General features: G+C 58.2%; 27 protein-coding genes. 1 reads left to right on the forward strand and 26 read right to left on the reverse strand.

Translation table 11 applies throughout. The features are described 5' to 3' along the window. Positions 1-42 precede the first annotated feature (42 nt). Positions 43-2,877 (forward strand): excinuclease ABC subunit UvrA, encoded by a 2,835-nt coding sequence (gene uvrA / locus ACWKWX_RS28445; protein WP_473004642.1) that lies wholly within the window; start codon positions 43-45, stop codon positions 2,875-2,877. 218 nt (positions 2,878-3,095) lie between these two features. Here uvrA and bfr read toward each other — a convergent pair whose 3' ends face one another. The 26 genes from bfr to rplB all read right to left on the reverse strand — a co-directional run bounded on the left by bfr (position 3,096) and on the right by rplB (position 17,111). Then, positions 3,096-3,560, reverse strand: a complete 465-nt coding sequence (gene bfr / locus ACWKWX_RS28450) for a bacterioferritin (RefSeq protein ID WP_416427115.1) — start codon at positions 3,558-3,560, stop codon at positions 3,096-3,098. Between the two features lie 156 nt (positions 3,561-3,716). Then, the gene (locus tag ACWKWX_RS28455) at positions 3,717-5,165 is read right to left on the reverse strand and encodes a catalase (RefSeq protein ID WP_483829512.1); all 1,449 of its coding nucleotides are present in this window, start codon (positions 5,163-5,165) and stop codon (positions 3,717-3,719) included. A 196-nt stretch (positions 5,166-5,361) separates the two neighbouring features. Then, positions 5,362-5,748, reverse strand: coding sequence for a 50S ribosomal protein L17 (gene rplQ / locus ACWKWX_RS28460; RefSeq protein ID WP_158154260.1), 387 nt, complete (start codon positions 5,746-5,748; stop codon positions 5,362-5,364). Positions 5,749-5,789: 41 nt separating this feature from the next. Continuing rightward, positions 5,790-6,791 carry a DNA-directed RNA polymerase subunit alpha gene (locus ACWKWX_RS28465; protein ID WP_007924176.1) on the reverse strand — a complete coding sequence of 334 codons (1,002 nt, stop codon included), beginning with the start codon at positions 6,789-6,791 and terminating at the stop codon, positions 5,790-5,792. 22 nt (positions 6,792-6,813) lie between these two features. Continuing rightward, positions 6,814-7,434, reverse strand: coding sequence for a 30S ribosomal protein S4 (rpsD, locus tag ACWKWX_RS28470; RefSeq protein WP_008374133.1), 621 nt, complete (start codon positions 7,432-7,434; stop codon positions 6,814-6,816). Positions 7,435-7,452: 18 nt separating this feature from the next. Next, positions 7,453-7,842 (reverse strand): 30S ribosomal protein S11, encoded by a 390-nt coding sequence (gene rpsK, locus ACWKWX_RS28475; protein ID WP_002555466.1) that lies wholly within the window; start codon positions 7,840-7,842, stop codon positions 7,453-7,455. A gap of 30 nt (positions 7,843-7,872) precedes the next feature. After that, the gene (rpsM, locus tag ACWKWX_RS28480) at positions 7,873-8,229 is read right to left on the reverse strand and encodes a 30S ribosomal protein S13 (RefSeq protein ID WP_008374135.1); all 357 of its coding nucleotides are present in this window, start codon (positions 8,227-8,229) and stop codon (positions 7,873-7,875) included. 131 nt (positions 8,230-8,360) lie between these two features. Continuing rightward, positions 8,361-8,477: a 50S ribosomal protein L36 gene (gene rpmJ / locus ACWKWX_RS28485; RefSeq protein WP_002555468.1), complete on the reverse strand. Its 117-nt coding sequence runs from the start codon at positions 8,475-8,477 to the stop codon at positions 8,361-8,363. Positions 8,478-8,504: 27 nt separating this feature from the next. Then, positions 8,505-9,836: a preprotein translocase subunit SecY gene (gene secY, locus ACWKWX_RS28490; protein WP_416427117.1), complete on the reverse strand. Its 1,332-nt coding sequence runs from the start codon at positions 9,834-9,836 to the stop codon at positions 8,505-8,507. Next, positions 9,837-10,271 carry a 50S ribosomal protein L15 gene (gene rplO / locus ACWKWX_RS28495; RefSeq protein WP_010220318.1) on the reverse strand — a complete coding sequence of 145 codons (435 nt, stop codon included), beginning with the start codon at positions 10,269-10,271 and terminating at the stop codon, positions 9,837-9,839. A gap of 3 nt (positions 10,272-10,274) precedes the next feature. Further along, positions 10,275-10,451: a 50S ribosomal protein L30 gene (gene rpmD, locus ACWKWX_RS28500; protein ID WP_003176408.1), complete on the reverse strand. Its 177-nt coding sequence runs from the start codon at positions 10,449-10,451 to the stop codon at positions 10,275-10,277. 2 nt (positions 10,452-10,453) lie between these two features. Further along, positions 10,454-10,954 carry a 30S ribosomal protein S5 gene (rpsE, locus tag ACWKWX_RS28505; RefSeq protein ID WP_416427118.1) on the reverse strand — a complete coding sequence of 167 codons (501 nt, stop codon included), beginning with the start codon at positions 10,952-10,954 and terminating at the stop codon, positions 10,454-10,456. 3 nt (positions 10,955-10,957) lie between these two features. Beyond that, a complete protein-coding gene (rplR, locus tag ACWKWX_RS28510) occupies positions 10,958-11,308 on the reverse strand; it encodes a 50S ribosomal protein L18 (protein ID WP_008374147.1) in 351 nt (116 codons plus the stop codon). A 10-nt stretch (positions 11,309-11,318) separates the two neighbouring features. Continuing rightward, the gene (gene rplF / locus ACWKWX_RS28515; RefSeq protein WP_043861928.1) at positions 11,319-11,852 is read right to left on the reverse strand and encodes a 50S ribosomal protein L6; all 534 of its coding nucleotides are present in this window, start codon (positions 11,850-11,852) and stop codon (positions 11,319-11,321) included. 12 nt (positions 11,853-11,864) lie between these two features. Next, complete coding sequence (gene rpsH / locus ACWKWX_RS28520) at positions 11,865-12,257, reverse strand: 30S ribosomal protein S8 (RefSeq protein ID WP_416427119.1); 393 nt, start codon at positions 12,255-12,257, stop codon at positions 11,865-11,867. Positions 12,258-12,467: 210 nt separating this feature from the next. Then, positions 12,468-12,773, reverse strand: coding sequence for a 30S ribosomal protein S14 (gene rpsN, locus ACWKWX_RS28525; RefSeq protein ID WP_416427120.1), 306 nt, complete (start codon positions 12,771-12,773; stop codon positions 12,468-12,470). A gap of 13 nt (positions 12,774-12,786) precedes the next feature. Next, the gene (rplE, locus tag ACWKWX_RS28530) at positions 12,787-13,326 is read right to left on the reverse strand and encodes a 50S ribosomal protein L5 (protein WP_416427121.1); all 540 of its coding nucleotides are present in this window, start codon (positions 13,324-13,326) and stop codon (positions 12,787-12,789) included. Between the two features lie 20 nt (positions 13,327-13,346). Continuing rightward, a complete protein-coding gene (rplX, locus tag ACWKWX_RS28535; RefSeq protein WP_008374158.1) occupies positions 13,347-13,661 on the reverse strand; it encodes a 50S ribosomal protein L24 in 315 nt (104 codons plus the stop codon). A gap of 11 nt (positions 13,662-13,672) precedes the next feature. Continuing rightward, positions 13,673-14,041: a 50S ribosomal protein L14 gene (gene rplN, locus ACWKWX_RS28540; protein ID WP_003243907.1), complete on the reverse strand. Its 369-nt coding sequence runs from the start codon at positions 14,039-14,041 to the stop codon at positions 13,673-13,675. A 23-nt stretch (positions 14,042-14,064) separates the two neighbouring features. Next, complete coding sequence (gene rpsQ, locus ACWKWX_RS28545; RefSeq protein ID WP_008374160.1) at positions 14,065-14,331, reverse strand: 30S ribosomal protein S17; 267 nt, start codon at positions 14,329-14,331, stop codon at positions 14,065-14,067. Positions 14,332-14,333: 2 nt separating this feature from the next. Further along, positions 14,334-14,525 (reverse strand): 50S ribosomal protein L29, encoded by a 192-nt coding sequence (gene rpmC, locus ACWKWX_RS28550; protein WP_002555481.1) that lies wholly within the window; start codon positions 14,523-14,525, stop codon positions 14,334-14,336. Further along, positions 14,525-14,938: a 50S ribosomal protein L16 gene (rplP, locus tag ACWKWX_RS28555; RefSeq protein ID WP_003255479.1), complete on the reverse strand. Its 414-nt coding sequence runs from the start codon at positions 14,936-14,938 to the stop codon at positions 14,525-14,527. The genes rpmC and rplP overlap by 1 nt, the downstream gene beginning before the upstream one ends. A gap of 12 nt (positions 14,939-14,950) precedes the next feature. Then, positions 14,951-15,637, reverse strand: a complete 687-nt coding sequence (gene rpsC, locus ACWKWX_RS28560; protein ID WP_027982006.1) for a 30S ribosomal protein S3 — start codon at positions 15,635-15,637, stop codon at positions 14,951-14,953. Between the two features lie 13 nt (positions 15,638-15,650). Beyond that, positions 15,651-15,983 carry a 50S ribosomal protein L22 gene (gene rplV, locus ACWKWX_RS28565; RefSeq protein WP_003103908.1) on the reverse strand — a complete coding sequence of 111 codons (333 nt, stop codon included), beginning with the start codon at positions 15,981-15,983 and terminating at the stop codon, positions 15,651-15,653. Between the two features lie 11 nt (positions 15,984-15,994). After that, positions 15,995-16,270, reverse strand: coding sequence for a 30S ribosomal protein S19 (rpsS, locus tag ACWKWX_RS28570; protein WP_002555486.1), 276 nt, complete (start codon positions 16,268-16,270; stop codon positions 15,995-15,997). Positions 16,271-16,286: 16 nt separating this feature from the next. Then, positions 16,287-17,111 carry a 50S ribosomal protein L2 gene (gene rplB, locus ACWKWX_RS28575; RefSeq protein WP_416427122.1) on the reverse strand — a complete coding sequence of 275 codons (825 nt, stop codon included), beginning with the start codon at positions 17,109-17,111 and terminating at the stop codon, positions 16,287-16,289. Positions 17,112-17,123: the final 12 nt, after the last annotated feature.

Here is a 17,123-nt window from a genome sequence, read left to right on the forward strand (position 1 = left end):
GCTTTATACTCCTGTGTTTACGCCCGCCGTGCGAGGCCACTCTTGGACAAGATCCTGATTCGTGGGGCTCGAACCCACAACCTGAAGAACATCGACCTGACCCTGCCACGGGACAAGCTGATCGTCATCACCGGGCTGTCCGGCTCCGGCAAGTCATCGCTGGCGTTCGACACGCTGTACGCCGAAGGCCAGCGCCGCTACGTGGAGTCGCTGTCGGCCTACGCGCGGCAGTTCCTGTCGATGATGGAAAAGCCCGACGTCGACACCATCGAAGGCCTGTCGCCGGCCATCTCCATCGAGCAGAAGTCGACCTCCCACAACCCGCGCTCCACGGTCGGCACCATCACCGAGATCTACGACTACCTGCGCCTGCTGTATGCACGCGTAGGCACGCCGCGTTGCCCGGACCACGACATCCCCCTGGAAGCCCAGACCGTCAGCCAGATGGTCGACCTGGTACTGGCCCAGCCCGAAGGCAGCAAGCTGATGCTGCTGGCGCCGGTGATTCGCGAGCGCAAGGGCGAGCACCTGGCCATCTTCGAGGAGCTGCGCGCCCAGGGCTTCGTCCGCGCGCGCATCAACGGCCGCCTGCACGAACTGGACGAACTGCCCAAGCTGGACAAGCAGAAGAAGCACACCATCGAGGTGGTGGTGGACCGCTTCAAGGTCCGCGAAGACCTGCAACAGCGCCTGGCCGAGTCGTTCGAGACCGCGCTGAAGCTGGCCGACGGCATCGCCCTGGTGGCATCCATGGACGAGGAGCCGTTTGAGGAGATGATCTTCTCGGCGCGCTTCGCCTGCCCCATCTGCGGCCACGCCATCAGCGAGCTTGAACCCAAGCTGTTCTCCTTCAACAACCCGGCCGGCGCCTGCCCGACCTGCGACGGCCTGGGCGTGAAGCAGTTCTTCGACGCCAAGCGCCTGGTGAACGGCGAGTTGACTCTGGCCGAGGGCGCCATACGCGGCTGGGACCGGCGCAACGTCTACTACTTCCAGATGCTGGGCTCGCTGGCCTCGCACTACAAGTTCAGCCTGGAGAAGCCGTTCAACGACCTGCCCGCCGACAAACAGAAGATCCTGCTGCACGGCAGCGGCACCCAGAACGTCGACTTCAAATACCTCAACGACCGCGGCGACATCGTCAAGCGCTCGCACCCGTTCGAAGGCATCGTGCCGAACCTGGAACGCCGCTACCGCGAGACCGAGTCGGCCACCGTGCGCGAAGAGCTGGCCAAGTTCCTCAGCACCCAGCCCTGCCCGGACTGCCGCGGCACGCGCCTGCGCCGTGAAGCGCGGCACGTGTGGGTGGGCGAGAAGACCCTGCCGGCCGTCACCGGCCTGCCGATCGGCGACGCCACCGACTACTTCGAAGGCCTTAGCCTGACCGGCCGCCGTGGCGAGATCGCCGACAAGATCCTCAAGGAGATCCGCGAGCGCCTGCAGTTCCTGGTCAACGTGGGGCTGGACTATCTGACCCTGGACCGCAGCGCCGACACCCTGTCCGGCGGCGAGGCCCAGCGCATCCGCCTGGCCAGCCAGATCGGCGCCGGCCTGGTGGGCGTGATGTACATCCTCGACGAGCCGTCCATCGGCCTGCACCAACGCGACAACGACCGCCTGCTGGGCACCCTCAAGCACCTGCGCGACATCGGCAACACGGTGATCGTGGTCGAGCACGACGAAGACGCCATTCGCCTGGCCGACTACGTGGTGGACATCGGCCCGGGCGCCGGCGTGCACGGCGGTAACATCGTCGCCGAGGGCACCGCCCAGGAGGTCATGGACCACCCCGACTCGCTGACCGGCAAATACCTGTCGGGCCGCGTGAAGATCGCGGTGCCGGCCGAGCGCACGCCGCGCAACAAGAAGCTGCAACTGACCCTCAAGGGCGCCCGCGGCAACAACCTGCGCAACGTCGACCTGGAAATCCCCATCGGCTTGCTGACCTGCGTCACCGGTGTGTCCGGCTCGGGCAAGTCGACGCTGATCAACAACACCCTGTTCCCGCTCAGCGCCACCGCCCTGAACGGCGCCACCACCCTGGAAGCCGCGGCCCATGACAGCTGCGACGGCCTGCAGCACCTGGACAAGGTGGTGGACATCGACCAGAGCCCCATCGGCCGCACGCCACGCTCCAACCCGGCGACCTACACCGGACTGTTCACGCCGATCCGCGAGCTGTTCGCCGGCGTGCCGGAATCGCGCTCGCGCGGCTACGGCCCGGGGCGCTTCTCGTTCAACGTCAAGGGCGGCCGCTGCGAGGCGTGCCAGGGCGACGGCCTGATCAAGGTGGAGATGCACTTCCTGCCCGACATCTACGTGCCGTGCGACGTGTGCAAGAGCAAGCGCTACAACCGCGAGACCCTGGAGATCAAGTACAAGGGCAAGAGCATCCACGAGGTGCTGGAAATGACCATCGAGGAAGCCCGCGAGTTCTTCGATGCCGTGCCGGCCCTGGCGCGCAAACTGCAGACGCTGATGGACGTGGGGCTTTCCTACATCAAGCTGGGCCAGTCGGCGACGACCTTGTCGGGCGGCGAGGCGCAACGGGTCAAGCTGTCCCGCGAGCTATCCAAGCGCGACACCGGCAAGACCCTGTACATCCTCGACGAACCCACCACGGGCCTGCACTTCGCCGACATCCAGCAGCTGCTGGACGTGCTGCACCGCCTGCGCGACCACGGCAACACCGTGGTGGTGATCGAGCACAACCTGGACGTGATCAAGACCGCCGACTGGATCGTCGACCTGGGGCCGGAAGGCGGCTCCAAGGGCGGCATGATCATCGGCTGTGGCACCCCGGAGCAGGTGGCGGAGATGAAGCAGTCCTACACTGGGCACTACCTCAAGCCATTGCTTGAGCGTGACCGCGCGTAAACCTGCTGACGCGGCCTGCGGCCGCTGCTACATCGCGAAAGGACCACCGCGTAGTATTGATTCCACGCGGTGCCCTTTTCGCGGATGAAACCGAATGGCCGGCCCAGCTCCCATAAAGACAATCCCGTAGCAGCGGCCGCAGGCCGCGTCAAAGCCCGCCACAGAATGAAAAAGCCCCGCCATCGTGAGATGGCGGGGCTTTTTTCATGCTGCGTCGCTTAGAACTGCGACTGCAGGTAGTTCTGCAAGCCGATCGACTTGATCAGGCCCAACTGCTTCTCCAGCCAGTAGGTGTGATCTTCCTCGGTGTCGGACAGCTGCAGCCGCAGGATGTCGCGGGTGACGTAGTCCTTGTGCTGCTCGCACAGGGCGATGCCCTTGCACAGCGCAGCGCGCACCTTGTACTCCAGGCGCAGGTCAGCTTCGAACATGCTCGGTACGTCGGTGCCGATGTCCAGGTCGTCGGGGCGCATGCGTGGCGTGCCCTCGAGCATCAGGATGCGGCGCATCAAGGCGTCGGCATGACCTGCCTCTTCTTCCATCTCGTGGTTGATGCGCTCGTAAAGCTTGCTGAAACCCCAGTCCTCGTACATCCGCGAGTGGATGAAATACTGATCACGCGCAGCCAGCTCGCCGGTCAGCAGCGTGTTCAGATAATCGATTACGTCCGGGTGCCCTTGCATCGCCCTACATCTCCTTGCTTGAAAGTGGATAGTTTGAACCAAGGCCGAGCGAACGTCACGGAGAGAAAGCTGAAAAATCGCAAAAAAGCAGAGAAAACCAGATGATTGGCAGCGAAAAACCGCCCAAATGAGGGCGGTTCTCCTTAGCATTTCGACTTAGCCGCGTTTTGCTTCCAACGCGCGGGCAACACCCTCGCCGTAGGCCGGGTCAGCCTGGTAGAAGTACGGCAACTGACGCTCGATCACGTCGCCGGAAACGCCACTCATTGCGTTAGCGATGTTGTCGATCAGCAAGGCTTGCTGCGCTTCGTTCATCAAACGGAACAGCGCGCCGGCCTGGCTGATGTAGTCGCCGTCAGTGCGGTGATCGTAGCGGTCTGCTGCGCCGCTCAAGGCCAGCGACGGTTCGGCGTATTGTGACGCCTGTTTGGGCGCATTGCTGTAGCTGTTGGGCTCGTAGTTCGGCGCCGCGCCACCGTTGCTGCCAAACGCCATGGAGCCATCACGCTGGTACGAGTTCACCGGGCTGCGTGGCGCGTTCACCGGCAACTGCTGGTGGTTGGTGCCTACGCGGTAGCGGTGCGCATCGGCGTAGGCAAAAACGCGGCCTTGCAGCATGCGGTCCGGCGACAACCCCACGCCCGGCACCATGTTGCTCGGCCCGAACGCCGCCTGCTCGACTTCGGCGAAGTAGTTCTGCGGGTTGCGGTTGAGCTCCAGCAGGCCCACCTCGATCAGCGGGAACTCCTTCTGCGACCAGGTCTTGGTCACGTCGAAGGGGTTTTCCCGATGCGCGTTGGCCTGGGCCTCGGTCATGACCTGGATGCACACGCGCCATTGCGGGTACTCACCGCGCTCGATGGCTTCGAACAGGTCACGCTGGGCGTAGTCCGGGTCGGTGCCGGCGATGCGCGCAGCGTCGGCCGGGGCCAGGTTCTTGATGCCCTGTACGCTCTTGTAGTGCCACTTGACCCAGTGGCGCTCACCTTTGGCGTTGATCAGGCTGTAGGTGTGGCTGCCGAAGCCGTGCATGAAGCGGTAGCCGTCCGGGATGCCGCGGTCGGAGAACAGAATGGTGACCTGGTGCAGCGCTTCCGGCGAGTGCGACCAGAAATCCCACATGGCCTGGGCGCTTTTCAGGTTGCTTTGCGGCAGGCGCTTCTGGGTGTGGATAAAGTCGGGAAACTTCAGCGGATCACGGATGAAGAACACCGGCGTGTTGTTGCCGACGATGTCCCAGTTGCCTTCCTCGGTGTAGAACTTGAGGGCGAAGCCGCGTGGGTCGCGCTCGGTGTCGGCCGAACCACGCTCGCCACCCACGGTGGAGAAGCGCAGGAAGGTCGGAGTCTGCTTGCCCACGTCCGAGAACAGCTTGGCGCAGGTCAGGTCAGTGATGTCGCGGGTCACGGTGAAGGTGCCGTAGGCGCCCGAGCCCTTGGCGTGCACTCGGCGCTCAGGGATGTTCTCGCGGTTGAAGTGCGCGAGCTTTTCGATCAGGTGGAAGTCGTCCAGCAGCAAAGGCCCACGGGGACCGGCGGAACGCGAATTCTGGTTGTCGGCTACGGGGGCGCCGCTGGCGGTGGTGAGAATCTTGCTCTGGCTCATGCTGTGTCTTCCTCTGTCAGACCTGATATGACCGGGCTAATCGGCTTCGGTGGTCAGTATCATTTAGAGGGGTTACAACATCTAATTTATAGATCTTTTGTGCTCGATAGATTTTCGCAATGTCTCGCGAACGAGTAATAGACGGGCACAAAAAAACCGGGCACTAGGCCCGGTTTTCTTGAACAGCTTTTTCGTCTTACTCAGCAGCTTCTACAGCGCCGCCGACAGGACGATCGACCAGCTCGACGTACGCCATAGGAGCGTTGTCGCCAGCGCGGAAACCGCACTTCAGGATGCGCAGGTAGCCGCCTTCACGGGTGGCGTAGCGCTTGCCCAGGTCGTTGAACAGTTTGCCAACCATTTCTTTCGAACGAGTACGGTCGAAAGCCAGACGGCGGTTAGCAACGCTGTCTACCTTGGCCAGGGTGATCAGCGGCTCGGCAACGCGGCGCAGTTCCTTGGCTTTCGGCAGGGTAGTCTTGATCAGCTCGTGCTCGAACAGCGACACCGCCATGTTCTGGAACATAGCCTTGCGGTGAGAGCTGGTACGGCTCAGGTGACGTCCACTTTTACGATGACGCATGGTTCATTCCTTACCAAACTTACGTTCGGTGATTACGACGATCAGGCAGTCGCCTTGTCGTCCTTCTTAAGACTTGCAGGCGGCCAGTTGTCGAGGCGCATGCCGAGGGACAGACCGCGGGAGGCCAGAACGTCCTTGATTTCAGTCAAGGATTTCTTGCCCAGGTTCGGAGTCTTCAACAGTTCTACTTCGGTACGCTGAATCAGGTCGCCGATGTAGTAAATGTTTTCCGCCTTAAGGCAGTTAGCCGAACGTACAGTCAGTTCCAGATCGTCAACCGGGCGAAGCAGGATCGGGTCGATCTCATCTTCTTGCTCGATTACAACAGGTTCGCTGTCACCTTTGAGGTCCACGAACGCAGCCAGCTGCTGTTGCAGGATGGTTGCGGCGCGACGGATAGCCTCTTCAGGATCCAGGGTACCGTTGGTTTCCAGATCAATTACCAGCTTGTCCAGGTTGGTACGCTGTTCGACACGGGCGTTTTCCACCACGTATGCGATACGGCGAACCGGGCTGAACGAGGAGTCCAGCTGCAAGCGACCAATGCTGCGGCTTTCGTCTTCATCGCTCTGACGCGAATCGGCCGGTTCATAACCACGACCACGAGCTACAACGAGCTTCATGTTCAAGGCGCCGTTAGACGCCAGGTTGGCGATTACGTGATCGGGGTTAACGATCTCGACATCATGATCCAGCTGAATATCGGCAGCGGTAACCACCCCCGAACCCTTCTTCGACAAGGTCAGCGTAACTTCGTCACGACCGTGCAGCTTGATAGCCAGACCTTTCAGGTTCAACAGGATTTCGATTACGTCTTCCTGTACACCTTCGATGGCGCTGTACTCGTGGAGCACACCGTCAATCTCGGCCTCGACTACTGCACAGCCGGGCATTGAGGACAACAGGATGCGGCGCAGCGCGTTGCCCAGGGTATGGCCGAAACCACGCTCGAGAGGCTCGAGCGTAATTTTAGCGCGGGTTGGACTGACGACCTGCACATCAATGTGGCGGGGCGTCAGGAACTCATTTACCGAAATCTGCATGGATGCACCTATTTTCTAGCCCTTACTTGGAGTAGAGCTCGACAATCAGGCTTTCGTTGATGTCGGCGGACAGATCACTGCGAGCAGGAACGTTCTTGAAAACGCCCGATTTCTTCTCAGTGTCAACGTCTACCCACTCAACGCGGCCACGCTGGGCGCACAGCTCAAGGGCCTGAACGATGCGCAGCTGGTTCTTCGATTTCTCGCGAACCGCGACCACGTCACCCTGACGAACCTGGTAGGACGGGACGTTTACAGTCTTGCCATTAACGCTGATCGCTTTGTGCGAAACCAGCTGGCGGGACTCGGCACGGGTAGCACCGAAGCCCATACGGTAAACGACGTTGTCCAGACGGCATTCGAGCAGTTGCAGCAGGTTCTCACCAGTAGCGCCTTTCTTGCCGGCTGCTTCTTTGTAGTAACCGCTGAACTGACGCTCGAGAACGCCGTAAATACGACGGACCTTCTGCTTTTCACGCAGTTGGGTGCCGTAGTCGGACTGGCGACCGCGGCGCTGGCCGTGGATACCTGGGGCTGCTTCGATATTGCACTTCGATTCCAGAGCGCGAACGCCACTTTTCAGGAACAGGTCAGTGCCTTCACGACGAGCCAGTTTGCATTTTGGACCAATGTAACGAGCCATTATCTATCGTCTCCTGAATTACACGCGGCGCTTCTTCGGCGGACGGCACCCGTTATGCGGGATTGGCGTCACGTCGGTGATGCTGGCGATCTTGTAGCCGCAGCCGTTCAAAGCACGGACAGCGGATTCACGACCTGGACCTGGACCTTTGACGTTTACGTCGAGGTTTTTCAGGCCATATTCCAGCGCAGCTTGACCAGCACGCTCAGCAGCTACTTGAGCAGCGAACGGGGTGGACTTGCGGGAACCGCGGAAACCCGAACCGCCGGAGGTAGCCCAGGACAGGGCGTTACCTTGACGATCGGTAATGGTCACGATGGTGTTGTTGAAAGACGCGTGGATGTGGGCGATGCCATCAACCACTGTCTTTTTTACTTTTTTACGAGGACGAGCAGCAGGTTTTGCCATGACTAAATTCCTGTCGATTCGCTGGTGCGATTACTTGCGGATCGGCTTACGCGGACCTTTACGGGTACGCGCGTTGGTCTTGGTACGCTGACCGCGTACTGGAAGACCACGACGATGACGCAGGCCACGGTAGCAGCCCAGATCCATCAAGCGCTTGATTTTCATGTTGATTTCGCGGCGCAGATCACCTTCAGTGGTGAACTTCGCCACTTCGCCACGCAGCTGTTCAATCTGCTCGTCGCTCAGATCCTTGATCTTTGCGGCTGGGTTGACCCCAGTGTCTGCACAGATCTTCTGTGCAGTTGTGCGACCAACACCATAGATGTAGGTCAGCGAGATAACAGTGTGCTTGTTATCTGGAATGTTGACGCCTGCAATACGGGCCATTCAGTGGGACTCCAATTGACAGCTACCTACGCCCCGGAAGCCAAGAAATAGGGCGCGAGATAATATCGCTGTAATAACAAATAATCAACCCAGCAGCGCACTAGCTGCTGGGCTTGTAGCACAGATCACACTCAGCCTTGGCGCTGTTTGTGACGTGGTTCCGCGCTGCAAATTACTCGAACGACACCTTCGCGGCGAATAATTTTGCAGTTGCGGCACAGCTTTTTCACCGATGCACGAACTTTCATCACCAACTCCTCGAACCTTATGGGTCTTCAGCGCAGCAAACCGCTGCCGCCGTAGCCCTTCAGGTTGGCTTTCTTCATCAGGGATTCGTACTGGTGTGAAACGAGGTGCGATTGTACTTGGGACATGAAGTCCATCACAACCACTACCACGATCAGCAACGAGGTCCCGCCAAGGTAGAACGGTACGTTTGCCGCGACCACCAGGAACTGGGGAAGCAGACAGACGGCCGTCATGTAGAGAGCACCGAACATGGTCAAACGGGTCAGAACGCCATCAATGTAGCGCGCCGACTGCTCGCCAGGACGGATGCCCGGAATAAAGGCACCGGACTTCTTCAGGTTTTCCGCTACGTCTTTCGGATTGAACATCAACGCCGTATAGAAGAAGCAGAAGAAAATAATCCCTGCACTAAACAGCAGAATATTCAACGGCTGACCAGGAGCGATCGACTGCGAGAGATCCTGCAGCCAGCCCATACCAGCAGACTGACCGAACCAGGCACCCAGCGAAGCCGGGAACAGCAAAATGCTGCTCGCGAAAATAGCAGGAATCACACCCGCCATGTTCACTTTCAGCGGCAAGTGGCTCGTCTGCGCAGCGAAGACCTTGCGGCCCTGCTGACGCTTGGCGTAGTGAACAGCAATACGACGCTGACCACGCTCGATGAACACCACGAAACCGATAATCGCTACTGCCAGCACACCGACAGCTACCAAGGCGAAAATGTTGATATCACCCTGACGCGCAGACTCGAAAGACTGCCCGACTGCTCTCGGAAGACCGGCGACGATACCCGAAAAAATCAACATCGAGATACCGTTGCCAACACCGCGCTCGGTAATCTGCTCGCCCAGCCACATCATGAACATCGCACCTGCCACGAAGGTGGCGACTGCGACGAAATAGAAGCTAATGCCTGCAGAGAACGAAACACCCTGGTTGGCCAAGCCAATGGCCATGCCAGTTGCTTGAACCAAAGCCAGGATGACGGTGCCGTAGCGGGTGTACTGGCTGATCTTGCGACGGCCAGCTTCACCTTCCTTCTTCAACTGCTCCAGCTGCGGGCTGACGACGGTCATCAGTTGCATGATGATCGATGCCGAGATGTACGGCATGATCCCCAGTGCAAAGATGCTCATACGCTCCAGCGCGCCGCCGGAAAACATGTTGAACAAGCTAAGAATGGTCCCCTCATTCTGTCGAAACAGGTCCGCCAGACGGTCCGGGTTGATACCTGGAACTGGGATGTGCGCGCCGATTCGGTAGACGATAATCGCCAGGAACAGGAAACGCAGACGAGCCCAGAGTTCGGACAACCCGCCTTTGCCTAGCGCTGAGAGAGCACCTTGCTTAGCCATTTATTCCTCGAACTTGCCGCCAGCTGCTTCGATAGCCGCACGCGCACCTTTGGTGGCTGCGATGCCCTTGATGGTGACTGCGCGAGTAACTTCGCCCGACAGCATGATTTTCACACGCTGAACGTTCTGGTTAATCACGTTGGCATCCTTCAGGGACTGAACGGTTACCACGTCGCCTTCCACTTTGGCCAGCTCGGACAGACGCACTTCTGCGCGGTCCATGGCTTTCAGGGAAACGAAGCCGAATTTCGGCAGACGACGGTGCAGCGGCTGTTGACCGCCTTCAAAGCCTGGAGCAATGGTGCCACCGGAGCGCGAGGTCTGACCTTTGTGACCACGGCCACCAGTCTTACCCAAACCGCTACCGATACCACGGCCCGGACGATGCTTCTCGCGACGGGAACCCGGCGCTGGACTCAGATCATTGAGTTTCATCGATTAGCCCTCAACGCGCAGCATGTAGTAAGCCTTGTTGATCATCCCGCGGTTCTCGGGAGTATCCTGGACTTCTACAGTGTGACCGATGCGACGCAGACCCAGACCCTTAACGCACAGTTTGTGGTTAGGGATGCGGCCGGTCATGCTTTTGATCAGCGTAACTTTAACGGTAGCCATGATCAGACGATCTCCTCAACGCTCTTGCCGCGCTTGGCAGCAATGGACGACGGGGATTGCATGGTTTTCAGACCCTTGAAGGTGGCGTGTACCACGTTCACTGGGTTGGTCGAACCGTAGCACTTGGCCAGGACGTTCTGAACACCAGCAACTTCCAGCACGGCACGCATGGCGCCGCCGGCGATGATACCGGTACCTTCCGAAGCAGGCTGCATGTAGACCTTCGAAGCGCCGTGGGCGGATTTCAGGGCGTACTGCAGAGTGGTGCCGTTCAGGTCCACTTGAATCATGTTGCGACGAGCAGCTTCCATAGCCTTCTGGATCGCAGCAGGCACTTCACGCGACTTGCCACGGCCGAAGCCTACACGGCCCTTGCCATCACCAACCACGGTCAACGCGGTGAAGGTGAAGATACGGCCGCCTTTAACGGTTTTGGCTACGCGGTTAACTTGAACCAGCTTCTCAATGTAGCCTTCGTCGCGCTTTTGGTCGTTATTTGACATAACTTAGAACTCCAGCCCAGCTTCACGAGCAGCATCAGCCAGCGCTTTCACGCGGCCATGGTACTTGAAGCCAGAGCGGTCGAAAGCCACCTGCGAGACGCCTGCGGCTTTCGCACGCGAAGCGACCAGCTGGCCAACCTTAGTGGCCGCGTCGATGTTGCCAGTGGCGCCATCACGCAGTTCTTTGTCCAAAGTCGAGGCGCTTGCCAGGACTTTGCTGCCGTCGGCCGAGATGACCTGGGCATAGATGTGCTGCGAAGAGCGGAACACGCAGAGACGCACGACTTCGAGTTCGTGCATTTTCAGGCGTGCTTTGCGAGCGCGACGCAGTCGAGTAACTTTTTTGTCGGTCATTTGCTATGCCCTACTTCTTCTTGGCTTCTTTACGACGGACGACTTCGTCCGCGTAACGCACACCCTTACCTTTGTAAGGCTCTGGTGGACGGAAATCGCGGATTTCAGCGGCCACTTGACCCACCAGCTGCTTGTCGATGCCCTTGATCAGGATATCGGTCTGGCTAGGAGTCTCAGCGGTGATGCCTTCCGGCAGTTCGTAGTCCACTGGGTGCGAGAAGCCGAGAGCCAGGTTCAGCACTGTGCCTTTAGCTTGTGCCTTGTAACCAACACCGACCAGCTGGAGCTTGCGCTCGAAGCCTTGGCTTACGCCTTGGACCATGTTGTTTACCAGAGCACGAGTGGTACCGGCCATTGCACGAGTCTGTTGGTCGCCGTTGCGAGCAGCGAAACGCAGCTCACCAGCTTCTTCAACGACTTCAACGGACGAGTGAACATTCAGTTCCAGAGTGCCCTTGGCACCCTTCACCGAAAGCTGTTGGCCGACGAATTTGACTTCGACACCAGCCGGCAGCTTTACGGGGTTCTTAGCGACGCGAGACATGCTTATCCCCCCTTAGAACACTGTGCAAAGAACTTCGCCGCCGACACCGGCAGCGCGCGCAGCACGATCCGTCATCACACCTTTGTTGGTGGAGACGATGGACACGCCGAGACCGCCACGAACTTTTGGCAGCTCATCGACGGACTTGTACTGACGCAGACCTGGACGACTTACGCGTTTGACTTCTTCGATGACTGGACGGCCTTCGAAGTACTTCAGCTCGATGGAAAGCGACGGTTTTGCTTCGCTGCTTACCTGATAACCCGCGATATAACCTTCGTCCTTCAGAACTTTGGCTACAGCTACCTTCAACGAAGAAGACGGCATGCTTACGACGGACTTTTCAGCCATCTGGGCATTACGGATTCGAGTTAGCATGTCCGCTAACGGGTCCTGCATACTCATGGGCTAGACGCTCCTGTTACAAAAAATTTTAGCCTTGCGGCTACTACGTCGCCGAGCAGACTGCGGTTCGAAAACCCAGGCTCAGGCGAGCCGGTCATTCTAGACATACCCCAGAAATGAATCAAGCCCCGTGAGGGGCTTGATTCGATCTCAAGGTCACCGGCGGTCGGCTGATTGCTCAGCCTCGCGCCAGGACTTTGGGAGTACGGCTTACCAGGAGGCTTTAACCAGACCTGGTACGTCACCGCGCATTGCTGCTTCACGCAGCTTGTTACGGCCCAGGCCGAACTTGCGGTAAACGCCGTGTGGACGACCAGTGATGCGGCAGCGGTTACGCATGCGCGAGGCGCTTGCGTCACGTGGCTGCTTCTGCAGAGCTACGGAAGCATTCCAACGCTCTTCGTCACTTGCGTTCAGATTCACGATGATAGCTTTCAGCTCAGCACGCTTCTTGGCGTATTTTGCTACCGTCAGCTGACGCTTCAGCTCACGGTTCTTCATGCTCTTCTTGGCCATTTTCCTACTCCAATCAGTTGCGGAACGGGAAGTTGAAAGCACGCAGCAGAGCGCGGCCTTCTTCATCCGAACGAGCAGTGGTGGTCAGGGTAATGTCCAGACCGCGCAGAGCATCGATCTTGTCGTAATCGATTTCCGGGAAAATGATCTGCTCTTTCACGCCCATGCTGTAGTTGCCACGACCGTCGAAGGACTTGGCATTCAGGCCGCGGAAGTCGCGTACCCGAGGCAGGGAGATCGCCAGCAGGCGGTCCAGGAATTCGTACATACGATCGCGACGCAGGGTAACCTTGACGCCAATCGGCCAGCCCTCACGGACCTTGAAGCCTGCAATCGACTTACGAGCGTAAGTGACGACAGCCTTCTGGCCGGTGATTTTTTCCATGTCGGCAACAGCGTGCTCGATGACTTTCTTGTCGCCGATCGCTTCGCCCAGACCCATGTTCAGGGTGATTTTGGTAACGCGCGGAACTTCCATCACGTTCGACAGCTTAAGTTCTTCTTTAAGCTTCGGAGCGATTTCCTTCCGGTAAATCTCTTTCAGTCGTGCCATGGTCTTCTACCTAGCAGTGTTCAAGCATCAACCGCTTTTTGGGTCGACTTGAAGACACGAATTTTTTTGCCTTCTTCTACTTTGAAACCAACGCGGTCAGCCTTGTTGGTTTCGCCGTTGAAGATGGCGACGTTGGAAGCGTGCAGAGGCGCTTCTTTCTCGACGATACCGCCCTGTACGCCCGACATCGGGTTAGGCTTGGTATGACGCTTCACCAGGTTGATCCCACCAACGACCAGACGGTCGTCAGCGAGAACCTTCAGCACCTTACCGCGCTTGCCTTTGTCTTTGCCGGCGATCACGATGATCTCGTCGTCACGACGAATCTTTTGCATGTCGGATCTCCTTACAGCACTTCTGGGGCGAGCGAGACGATCTTCATGAACTTCTCGGAACGAAGCTCACGGGTCACTGGCCCAAAGATACGGGTGCCGATCGGCTCTTGCTTGTTGTTCAGCAGAACAGCAGCGTTGCCATCAAAGCGGATAATGGAGCCGTCAGCGCGACGAACACCGTGGCGAGTGCGGACTACGACAGCAGTCATCACTTGGCCTTTCTTCACCTTACCGCGAGGAATTGCTTCCTTGACGGTAACTTTGATGATGTCACCGATACCAGCGTAACGACGATGCGAGCCACCCAGCACCTTGATGCACATAACGCGACGAGCGCCGCTGTTATCGGCCACATCGAGCATGGATTGAGTCTGAATCATATAATTTCTCCGACCCCTAGCCCTTAGACTTCCACAGCGCGTTCGAGAACTTCAACCAGTGCCCAGGACTTAGTCTTGGCCAGCGGACGAGTTTCACGAATCGAAACTTTGTCGCCGATGTGGCATTGGTTGGTTTCGTCGTGCGCGTGCAGCTTAGTCGAACGCTTAACGTATTTACCGTAGATCGGGTGCTTTACGCGACGCTCGATCAATACGGTGATGGTCTTGTCCATCTTGTCGCTGACGACACGGCCAGTCAGCGTACGGACGGTTTTTTCGGCTTCAGCCATGATTACTTACCTGCCTGCTGGTTGAGCACAGTTTTCACGCGAGCGATGTCACGCTTCACTTGCGAGAGCAGGTGAGACTGCCCCAACTGGCCAGTTGCTTTCTGCATGCGCAGATTGAACTGGTCGCGCAGCAAGCCGAGCAGTTGCTCGTTCAGTTGCTGTGCTGATTTCTCACGAAGTTCATTCGCTTTCATCACATCACCGTCCGCTTAACAAAGGAGGTGGCGAGAGGCAGCTTTGCAGCTGCCAAGGCGAATGCCTCACGCGCCAGCTCTTCAGAAACACCCTCGATTTCATACAGGACTTTGCCTGGCTGAATCTGGGCAACCCAGTACTCGACGGAACCTTTACCTTTACCCATCCGCACTTCGAGAGGCTTCTTGGAGATCGGCTTGTCCGGGAATACACGGATCCAGATCTTGCCGCCACGTTTTACGTGACGGGTCAGGGCACGACGTGCCGACTCGATCTGACGGGCGGTGAGACGACCGCGGGCAACAGCTTTCAAGGCGAACTCGCCGAAGCTGACTTTGCTACCGCGCAGTGCCAGACCACGGTTGTGGCCAGTCATCTGCTTGCGGAACTTCGTACGCTTAGGTTGCAACATTTGGCGTACCCCTTACTTAGCAGCTTTTTTACGAGGCGCTGGTGCTTGTGGTTTCAGTTCTTCTTGGCGACCACCAATTACTTCGCCTTTGAAGATCCAAACCTTCACACCGATCACACCGTAAGTGGTGTGAGCTTCGTAGGTGGCATAGTCGATATCGGCACGCAGGGTGTGCAGTGGCACACGACCTTCGCGATACCATTCAGTACGTGCGATTTCAGCACCGCCGAGACGACCGCTCACTTGGATTTTGATGCCTTTGGCACCAATGCGCATGGCGTTCTGTACGGCGCGCTTCATAGCGCGACGGAACATTACGCGACGCTCCAGCTGCTGAGCTACGCTCTGGGCAACCAGCATACCGTCGAGTTCCGGCTTGCGGATTTCTTCGATATTGATGTGCACAGGCACACCCATCTGCTTGGTCAGGTCCTGACGCAGTTTCTCAACATCTTCACCTTTCTTCCCGATAACGATACCAGGACGAGCGGTGTGGATGGTGATGCGTGCAGTTTGAGCCGGACGATGGATATCGATACGGCTTACGGACGCGCTTTTTAGTTTGTCTTGGAGATACTCACGCACCTTCAGATCTGCGAACAAGTAGTCCGCATAAGTCCGACCGTCTGCGTACCAGACGGAGGTGTGCTCCTTGACGATTCCCAGGCGAATGCCAATGGGATGTACTTTCTGACCCATCTGATCGACTCCGTTACTTGTCAGCAACCTTGACAGTGATATGGCAAGACCGCTTGACGATGCGATCAGCCCGGCCTTTGGCACGAGGCATGATGCGCTTCAGCGAACGCCCTTCGTTAACGAAAACGGTGGAGACCTTCAGGTCATCAACGTCTGCGCCTTCGTTGTGCTCGGCGTTGGCTACGGCCGACTCCAGCACTTTCTTCATGATTTCCGCGGCTTTTTTACTGCTAAAAGCCAGCAGGTTGAGCGCTTCGCCCACCTTCTTCCCGCGGATCTGGTCGGCGACCAAGCGGGCTTTCTGGGCGGAGATTCGAGCGCCCGACAACTTAGCGGCTACTTCCATTTCCTTACCCCTTAACGCTTGGCTTTCTTGTCAGCCACGTGCCCGCGATAGGTGCGGGTACCGGCGAACTCGCCCAGTTTGTGGCCGACCATGTCTTCGTTCACGAGAACTGGGACGTGCTGACGACCGTTGTGTACTGCGATGGTCAGACCGACCATTTGTGGCAGGATCATCGAACGACGCGACCAGGTCTTAACTGGTTTGCGATCGTTCTTTTCCGCCGCCACTTCGATCTTCTTCAGTAGGTGAAGATCAATAAAAGGACCTTTTTTCAGAGAACGTGGCACTGTCGTATCCCTCTATTTACTTGCGACGACGGACGATCATTTTGTCGGTACGCTTATTACCACGAGTCTTAGCACCCTTAGTCGGGAAGCCCCATGGCGATACCGGATGACGACCACCGGAGGTACGACCTTCACCACCACCATGCGGGTGGTCAACCGGGTTCATGGCAACACCACGAACGGTTGGGCGAACGCCACGCCAGCGTTTGGCACCAGCTTTACCCAGCGAACGCAGGCTGTGCTCGGAGTTCGAGACTTCGCCCAGGGTCGCACGGCACTCAGCCAGTACTTTACGCATTTCACCAGAGCGCAGACGCAGGGTCACGTAGACACCTTCGCGAGCGATCAGCTGAGCCGAAGCACCAGCGGAACGAGCGATTTGAGCACCTTTGCCCGGCTTCAGTTCGATGCCGTGAACGGTGCTACCCACTGGGATGTTGCGCAGTTGCAGGGAGTTGCCTGGCTTGATTGGAGCCAGAGCGCCTGCGATCAGCTGGTCGCCAGCACTCACGCCTTTAGGGGCGATGATGTAGCGGCGCTCGCCGTCTGCGTACAGCAGCAGTGCGATGTGAGCAGTACGGTTTGGATCGTATTCGATACGCTCGACGGTGGCAGCGATGCCATCCTTGTCGTTGCGACGGAAGTCGACCAGACGGTAATGCTGCTTGTGACCACCACCTACGTGACGAGTAGTGATGCGGCCATTGTTGTTACGACCACCAGACTTCGATTTTTTCTCGAGCAGCGGTGCGTGAGGAGCGCCTTTGTGCAGCTCCTGGTTGACCACCTTGACCACAAAACGGCGGCCAGGGGAAGTCGGTTTGCATTTAACGATTGCCATGATGCACCCCTT

The organism is Pseudomonas imperatae, assembly GCF_057128625.1.

Excerpts from the sequence above, each read along its gene's own strand:
- bfr (WP_416427115.1), bottom strand. The coding sequence starts at position 3,560 with ATGCAAGGGCACCCGGACGTAATCGATTATCTGAACACGCTGCTGACC.
- ACWKWX_RS28455 (WP_483829512.1), bottom strand. The coding sequence starts at position 5,165 with ATGAGCCAGAGCAAGATTCTCACCACCGCCAGCGGCGCCCCCGTAGCC.
- rplQ (WP_158154260.1), bottom strand. The coding sequence starts at position 5,748 with ATGCGTCATCGTAAAAGTGGACGTCACCTGAGCCGTACCAGCTCTCAC.
- ACWKWX_RS28465 (WP_007924176.1), bottom strand. The coding sequence starts at position 6,791 with ATGCAGATTTCGGTAAATGAGTTCCTGACGCCCCGCCACATTGATGTG.
- rpsD (WP_008374133.1), bottom strand. The coding sequence starts at position 7,434 with ATGGCTCGTTACATTGGTCCAAAATGCAAACTGGCTCGTCGTGAAGGC.
- rpsK (WP_002555466.1), bottom strand. The coding sequence starts at position 7,842 with ATGGCAAAACCTGCTGCTCGTCCTCGTAAAAAAGTAAAAAAGACAGTG.
- rpsM (WP_008374135.1), bottom strand. The coding sequence starts at position 8,229 with ATGGCCCGTATTGCAGGCGTCAACATTCCAGATAACAAGCACACTGTT.
- rpmJ (WP_002555468.1), bottom strand. The coding sequence starts at position 8,477 with ATGAAAGTTCGTGCATCGGTGAAAAAGCTGTGCCGCAACTGCAAAATT.
- secY (WP_416427117.1), bottom strand. The coding sequence starts at position 9,836 with ATGGCTAAGCAAGGTGCTCTCTCAGCGCTAGGCAAAGGCGGGTTGTCC.
- rplO (WP_010220318.1), bottom strand. The coding sequence starts at position 10,271 with ATGAAACTCAATGATCTGAGTCCAGCGCCGGGTTCCCGTCGCGAGAAG.
- rpmD (WP_003176408.1), bottom strand. The coding sequence starts at position 10,451 with ATGGCTACCGTTAAAGTTACGCTGATCAAAAGCATGACCGGCCGCATC.
- rpsE (WP_416427118.1), bottom strand. The coding sequence starts at position 10,954 with ATGTCAAATAACGACCAAAAGCGCGACGAAGGCTACATTGAGAAGCTG.
- rplR (WP_008374147.1), bottom strand. The coding sequence starts at position 11,308 with ATGACCGACAAAAAAGTTACTCGACTGCGTCGCGCTCGCAAAGCACGC.
- rplF (WP_043861928.1), bottom strand. The coding sequence starts at position 11,852 with ATGTCTCGCGTCGCTAAGAACCCCGTAAAGCTGCCGGCTGGTGTCGAA.
- rpsH (WP_416427119.1), bottom strand. The coding sequence starts at position 12,257 with ATGAGTATGCAGGACCCGTTAGCGGACATGCTAACTCGAATCCGTAAT.
- rpsN (WP_416427120.1), bottom strand. The coding sequence starts at position 12,773 with ATGGCCAAGAAGAGCATGAAGAACCGTGAGCTGAAGCGTCAGCTGACG.
- rplE (WP_416427121.1), bottom strand. The coding sequence starts at position 13,326 with ATGGCACGACTGAAAGAGATTTACCGGAAGGAAATCGCTCCGAAGCTT.
- rplX (WP_008374158.1), bottom strand. The coding sequence starts at position 13,661 with ATGCAAAAGATTCGTCGTGACGACGAGATCATCGTGATCGCCGGCAAA.
- rplN (WP_003243907.1), bottom strand. The coding sequence starts at position 14,041 with ATGATTCAGACTCAATCCATGCTCGATGTGGCCGATAACAGCGGCGCT.
- rpsQ (WP_008374160.1), bottom strand. The coding sequence starts at position 14,331 with ATGGCTGAAGCCGAAAAAACCGTCCGTACGCTGACTGGCCGTGTCGTC.
- rpmC (WP_002555481.1), bottom strand. The coding sequence starts at position 14,525 with ATGAAAGCGAATGAACTTCGTGAGAAATCAGCACAGCAACTGAACGAG.
- rplP (WP_003255479.1), bottom strand. The coding sequence starts at position 14,938 with ATGTTGCAACCTAAGCGTACGAAGTTCCGCAAGCAGATGACTGGCCAC.
- rpsC (WP_027982006.1), bottom strand. The coding sequence starts at position 15,637 with ATGGGTCAGAAAGTACATCCCATTGGCATTCGCCTGGGAATCGTCAAG.
- rplV (WP_003103908.1), bottom strand. The coding sequence starts at position 15,983 with ATGGAAGTAGCCGCTAAGTTGTCGGGCGCTCGAATCTCCGCCCAGAAA.
- rplB (WP_416427122.1), bottom strand. The coding sequence starts at position 17,111 with ATGGCAATCGTTAAATGCAAACCGACTTCCCCTGGCCGCCGTTTTGTG.